Annotated in this window: 4 protein-coding genes and 1 rRNA gene; all 5 read right to left on the bottom strand. The window is 42.8% G+C overall.

Annotated features, from left to right (window positions below; translation table 11 throughout):
* Window positions 1-132 (bottom strand): 16S ribosomal RNA (locus AAGG74_RS14445); the annotation flags it as partial.
* 344 nt (window positions 133-476) lie between these two features.
* Window positions 477-2,942, bottom strand: a complete 2,466-nt coding sequence (gene gyrA / locus AAGG74_RS14440) for a DNA topoisomerase (ATP-hydrolyzing) subunit A (protein WP_162102826.1) — start codon at window positions 2,940-2,942, stop codon at window positions 477-479.
* 210 nt (window positions 2,943-3,152) lie between these two features.
* The gene (gyrB, locus tag AAGG74_RS14435) at window positions 3,153-5,069 is read right to left on the bottom strand and encodes a DNA topoisomerase (ATP-hydrolyzing) subunit B (protein WP_429675916.1); all 1,917 of its coding nucleotides are present in this window, start codon (window positions 5,067-5,069) and stop codon (window positions 3,153-3,155) included.
* 53 nt (window positions 5,070-5,122) lie between these two features.
* Window positions 5,123-5,368, bottom strand: coding sequence for an extracellular matrix regulator RemB (gene remB, locus AAGG74_RS14430; protein ID WP_162102827.1), 246 nt, complete (start codon window positions 5,366-5,368; stop codon window positions 5,123-5,125).
* Window positions 5,369-5,385: 17 nt separating this feature from the next.
* The gene (recF, locus tag AAGG74_RS14425; RefSeq protein ID WP_429675898.1) at window positions 5,386-6,498 is read right to left on the bottom strand and encodes a DNA replication/repair protein RecF; all 1,113 of its coding nucleotides are present in this window, start codon (window positions 6,496-6,498) and stop codon (window positions 5,386-5,388) included.
* Between the last annotated feature and the right edge of the window lie 10 nt (window positions 6,499-6,508).

The raw sequence follows: 6,508 nt of genomic DNA, 5'->3' as shown, positions 1-6,508 counted from the left end.
GCAGGTTACCCACGTGTTACTCACCCGTCCGCCGCTAACATCAGGGAGCAAGCTCCCATCTGTCCGCTCGACTTGCATGTATTAGGCACGCCGCCAGCGTTCGTCCTGAGCCAGGATCAAACTCTCCGATAAATGGATCACAGGTTAAGTTCACCGCATCCTGCGGTGACGCCTGCGTGACCTGCATCGTGCAGGCCTAGTTTGACTGACTACGCACATCACTGTGCGATTTGTTTAAAACTGAATTAACAGGTACGTTTTGTCTTGTTTAGTTTTCAAAGAACTTTGTGTGCTTCTCTCGAAGCGACTACTTAATAGTAACATTTTTAGTTAACTAGGTCAACACTTTTTTGAAAAAGTTTTACTAGCTGTAATTATGTCTTTCAAAAGACAACAGAAATGATTATACCATAATTTTTATGACTGTAAAGGACTATAATAGAAAAAAAGCACAGCTATTTCAGCTGTGCTTTCTCTTATACTTCTTCTTGTGTTTCTTCCTGCTCATCTTCTTCATTTTTCTCTACTAATGCTACTGTTGCAACATGCTCTTCTTCCGCCATTCTGATAAGGCGTACACCTTGAGTGACACGTCCGGTGGTTGAGATGTCATTAATGTCCATTCTAATGAGTACGCCGCTGGCAGTAATAATCATTAGATCCTCTTCACCTTTAGTAGCCTTGACTGTTACTAATTGGCCGTTGTTCTCTGTGATTTTTGCTGTTTTGAGTCCTTTTCCGCCACGGCTTTGGGTTCTGTACTCTTCAGCTGGAGTTCGTTTTCCATAACCTTTTTCAGTTACGATCAGGACATGTGAGTCTTCTTCTAATATCTCCATACCGACAACAACGTCATCATCAGTCAGGGTAATGCCTTTTACACCTGCTGCAGTTCTTCCCATTTCCCTGACATCAGTTTCAAGGAAACGGATCAGCAACCCATTTTTCGTTCCAATGATCATTTGTTTTGTGCCGTCGGTCAGACGTACACCCATCAATTCATCATCCTCACGAAGGCCTAGGGCGATTAAGCCGTTATTTCGGATATTAGCAAACTGAGCAAGTGAAGTTCGTTTTGAAATCCCATGCTTTGTTGTGAAGAAAAGGTAAAGATCTGCATTGAATTCAGTGACTGGAATAATCGCGTTAATCCATTCACCCTTTTCTACCTCCAGCAGGTTAATAATCGGAATTCCCTTTGCTGTTCTGCCGTATTCAGGGATTTCATACCCTTTTGCACGGTATACTTTCCCTTTGTTCGAGAAGAAGAGTATCGTGTCATGTGTTGACGTAGAGACTAAGTGCTCAACAAAATCATCTTCATTAGTCCCCATTCCCTGTACGCCTTTTCCGCCTCGTTTTTGACTGCGGTAAGTTGATGCAGGGAGACGTTTGATGTATCCATTGTGTGTCAGAGTGACGACGATGTTCTCTCTTTCAATAAGATCTTCATCTTCGATTGTCTCTAATCCAGAAGTAACGATCTCCGTACGTCTTTCATCATTGAAACGCTCTTTGATTTCAGTAAGTTCTTCACGGATGATTTCAAGCACTTTATATTCATTTGCCAAAATGTCTTTTAGCTCTGCAATTAACTCGACTAGAGATTGGTATTCTTCTTCAATCTTTTCACGTTCCAGTCCTGTTAAACGCTGCAGTCTCATATCGAGGATTGCCTGCGCTTGCTTCTCTGTCAATGAGAATTGCTCAATTAAACCTGTCCTCGCAATTTCAGCCGTTTGAGAATTACGGATAAGAGAAATAACTGCATCGAGATGATCCAGAGCCACTCTCAAACCTTCCAGGATATGGGCTCTCGCTTCCGCTTTACGCAATTCATATGCAGTACGGCGTCTGATTACGACTTTTTGGTGGTCAAGATAATACTCCAGACATTGCTTTAAATTTAATACCTTCGGCTGACCGTCAACAAGTGCAAGCAAGTTGATACCAAAAGATGTTTGTAATGCAGTTTGTTTGTAAAGGTTGTTTAGAATAACATTTGCATTAGCATCGCGTCTGATTTCAATGACAATTCTCATACCTGTACGATCTGACTCATCGCGAAGATCTGTGATGCCTTCTATCTTCTTGTCTCTAACAAGATCAGCAATTTTCTCGATTAATTTTGCCTTATTTACTTGGTAAGGGAGCTCGGTAACGATAATTCTTTCTTTACCTGAGGATGTTTGTTCGATCTCAGCTTTTGCTCTGATCGTAATTGAGCCTCGGCCAGATTCGTACGCTTTCCGGATACCGCTGCGTCCCAAGATTTGACCCGCAGTCGGGAAGTCAGGCCCTGGAATGACTTCCATCAGCTCCTGGATTGTAATGTCTGGATTCTCACTGACCGCAAGTACGCCATCAATGATTTCCCCAAGCTGGTGCGGAGGGATGTTTGTCGCCATACCTACCGCAATACCGGCAGCACCGTTTACAAGCAGATTCGGGAACCTTGAAGGCATAACAACCGGTTCTCTTTCTGACCCGTCATAGTTGTCTTGATAATCGATTGTGTCTTTTGTGATATCTCGAAGAATTTCCATCGAGATTTTAGACATTCTTGCTTCTGTATAACGCATAGCAGCAGCTGAGTCTCCGTCAACAGAACCGAAGTTTCCGTGACCGTCAACGAGCATATAGCGGTAGTTGAAATCTTGCGCCATTCTGACCATAGATTCATATACCGCTGAATCACCATGCGGGTGGTATTTACCGATAACTTCTCCGACGATACGCGCGGATTTTTTATAAGGCTTGTCACTCGTCATGCCTAAATCATTCATTGCGTATAATATCCGTCTATGAACCGGTTTTAAACCGTCACGAACATCTGGAAGAGCACGAGATACAATAACGCTCATTGCATAATCCAAGAAGGATGTACGCATTTCCTGGCTGATATTTATTTCACGAACTTGTGGTGTGTTTTGTTCACTCATTAAAAAACCTCCCTGAAGTATCACATGAAATATGTGGGAGTAGATTGTCCATTATGACCTTCTATACGATTTCACTATTCTCCATTATATCAATAAACTCATGATTATACACATAAAATTGCTAGAATATATAGGTGTTGCAAGCATTACTGAGTCTGATCTTTTTTAGAAAAAAGCCTTATTTCATAATGGAAATAAGGCTTTTTATAATTAGATGTCAAGATTTTTAACGTATCTCGCATTTGCTTCTATGAAGTTTCGGCGAGGCTCTACTTTGTCTCCCATCAGCATTTCAAATGTCTCATCCGCATCCATTGCATCTTCAAGCGTGACCTGAAGAAGCGTTCTAGTGCTTGGATCCATGGTTGTCTCCCATAGCTGGACGGCGTTCATTTCTCCAAGACCTTTATAACGCTGCAAGCCAGGCTTAGGCGTTTGCGGAAGAGTATTTAACAAGTCTTCCAGCTCCTTGTCATTGTATGCATATTCAACGCGTTTCCCTTGTTGAACCTTGTAGAGCGGCGGCTGCGCAATGTATACGTAGCCATTTTCTATAATTTGGCGCATATATCTGTAAAAGAACGTTAATAGCAGTGTTCTGATGTGCGCGCCGTCAACATCGGCATCTGTCATAATGACAACTTTGTGGTAACGGGCTTTTTCCAGATTGAAATCTTCCCCGATACCTGTACCGAGCGCTGTGATCATAGAACGAACTTCATTGTTGGAAAGAATTTTATCCAGTCTCGCTTTTTCAACGTTCAGGATCTTACCTCTAAGCGGCAAAATAGCTTGGAAATGTCTGTCACGCCCTTGTTTAGCAGATCCTCCGGCAGAGTCACCCTCTACGATATACAATTCGGAGATGCTCGGATCTTTTGAAGAGCAGTCCGCTAACTTACCAGGCAGATTTGAAATTTCCAACGCACTTTTGCGGCGTGTTAATTCACGGGCTTTTTTTGCAGCCATTCTTGCTCTTGCCGCCATTAAACCTTTATCGACAATTTTTCTGGCCGCATCTGGATTTTCAAGCATAAATGTTTCCATCGCTGTAGAAAATAACGTATCAGTAATTGTCCGTGCTTCTGAGTTACCTAGTTTTGTTTTCGTTTGGCCTTCAAACTGCGGATCAGGGTGTTTGATTGAGATAATTGCAGTTAACCCTTCTCTTACGTCATCCCCGCTTAAGTTTGGATCGTTTTCTTTAATAAGCCCTTTTTTTCGTGCGTAATCGTTGATAACACGTGTCAAACCCGTTTTAAAACCCGCTTCATGGGTACCGCCTTCATACGTGTTAATGTTGTTTGTGAAAGAGTAAATGTTGCTTGTGTAGCTGTCATTGTATTGCAAAGCCACTTCAACCGTAATGCCGTCCTTTTCCCCTTCGATGTAAATCGGTTCTTCATGGACAACTTCTTTAGAACGGTTTAAAAACTCTACATAACTTTTAATTCCGCCTTCGTAATGGTACTCATTTTTGCGCTCTTGTCCTTCACGTTTATCTTCAATCGTGATGTTCACGCCTTTCGTCAAAAAGGCTAATTCGCGAACGCGGTTAGCAAGCAGATCATAATCATACTCAGTCGTTTCTGAGAAAATTTCAGGATCTGGGACGAAATGTGTCGTCGTTCCTGTATGATCCGTTTCGCCAATGATTTCAAGATCTGAAACCGGAACTCCGCGTTTATAGGTTTGGCGGTGGATTTTACCGTCACGATGCACCGTCACAACAAGCTCGGTTGAAAGCGCGTTTACGACTGACGCACCTACACCATGCAATCCCCCGGATACTTTATAACCGCTTCCGTCAAATTTCCCTCCGGCATGAAGCACCGTCATAATGACTTCTACCGCAGGACGACCCATTTTTTCATGAATCCCGACCGGAATACCTCGACCATTATCGATCACCGTGATACTGTTGTCTTTTTCAATCTCGATATTGATATCCGTGCAATAACCGGCCAAGGCTTCGTCAATACTATTGTCGACAATTTCCCATACTAAATGGTGAAGGCCTTTGCTGTTTGTTGAACCGATATACATCCCCGGTCTTTTACGGACAGCTTCCAATCCCTCTAGTACCTGTATCTGATTTTCATCATAACTATTTTGCTGCTGTTCCATAGCCACGTCATTCACCTACACTTTTCTAAACGATATATTCGCGATAAAAATTTCTAAGAATCTATTTCAAACATAAACTGCGCACGCTTTTTTAATGTACTGGAAGATAATGGAGAGTAATATATATTCTGAACTGTGACTACGATAGATTTTGGTGTGCCGTTTACGGAAGGCACCGTCTTGTGTTTCTGTTTTTTCAGAAATTCTTCAACAATAGGCGACATGTTGGCTTTGAAATCAAAAATGCCAACAATATCTCGTGTTGAAACCACAAAGTCATCACCTAAATGAATATACAATTGCCCACCTCATTTCTTCACTTCACTAACGCACCGTCTTGCACACGAAACATTCCTGCTTGCCGTAAGGTTTCATGGTCAATGCCATCAACGCTTGTCGTGGTGACAAACGTTTGCACACGGCCTTGGATCGTATGAAGCAAGTGCGACTGGCGATAATCATCCAGCTCACTCAGTACATCATCCAATAGTAAAATGGGATATTCTCCGATTTCTTCATGGATTAGGTCAATCTCTGCCAGCTTAAGAGATAATGCTGTCGTTCGCTGCTGTCCTTGAGAACCATACGTTTGCACATCGCGTCCGTTCACATAAAAAAGGACATCGTCACGATGAGGCCCTGACAGCGTAACACCGCGCTCAATTTCTTTTTCTCTTAATTTAGAAAACGCTTCTTGATAGCTATCTCCTATTTTCGACAAGTCTTCGGGATCTGATACCTCAAGAGTCGTATGGTATTTCAGGGTTAGCTCTTCAAGTCCTCTTGAGATGCCCGCATGAATAGGCTGCGCCCATTTTTCGAGCTGGGCTGTAAACCGCAGTCGCTTTACGACGACTTTTGCCGCAGCTTCTATAAGCTGATCGGTCAAAACATCAAGCATCGTTCTGTCAGTTTGTTTTCTTGTTTGCAGCTGCTTCAAAAAATGATTTCGCTGGGAAAGGATTTTCTGATAAAGAGACAGATCGTGGAGGTAAACAGGAGAAACCTGTCCGATTTCCATGTCAAGAAACCGCCTTCTCACTTGAGGGCTTCCCTTTACAAGATTTAAATCTTCCGGCGCGAACATGATGGTGTTGAGGGCCCCGACATACCGGCTGAGTTTTTGCTGCTCAATATGATTGACCTTGCCCTTTTTACCCTTTTTGGAGATGACGAGCTGCATCGGGATCGCCCCGTTTTGCTTCATCACTCTTCCCTCTATTTTAGCATAGTCTCTGTCCCATCGTATAAGTTCTTTGTCATTTGACGTCCTGTGCGATTTTGCCATGGACAAGACATAGATCGCTTCCATGAGGTTTGTTTTCCCCTGGGCGTTTTCTCCGATGATCACATTTACTTTATTTTCAAATTGAAGTTCGGTATGGTCGTAGTTGCGGTAAGATGTCAGTTCTAAGTTCTGGATATACAATCAGTGTCAC

It is taken from the genome of Bacillus mexicanus, from assembly GCF_050445615.1.
Taxonomy (GTDB): Bacteria; Bacillota; Bacilli; order Bacillales; family Bacillaceae; genus Bacillus; species Bacillus mexicanus.
The sequence above is the reverse complement of the archived record's forward strand: the minus strand, read 5'-3'. Positions and strand labels throughout refer to the sequence as shown.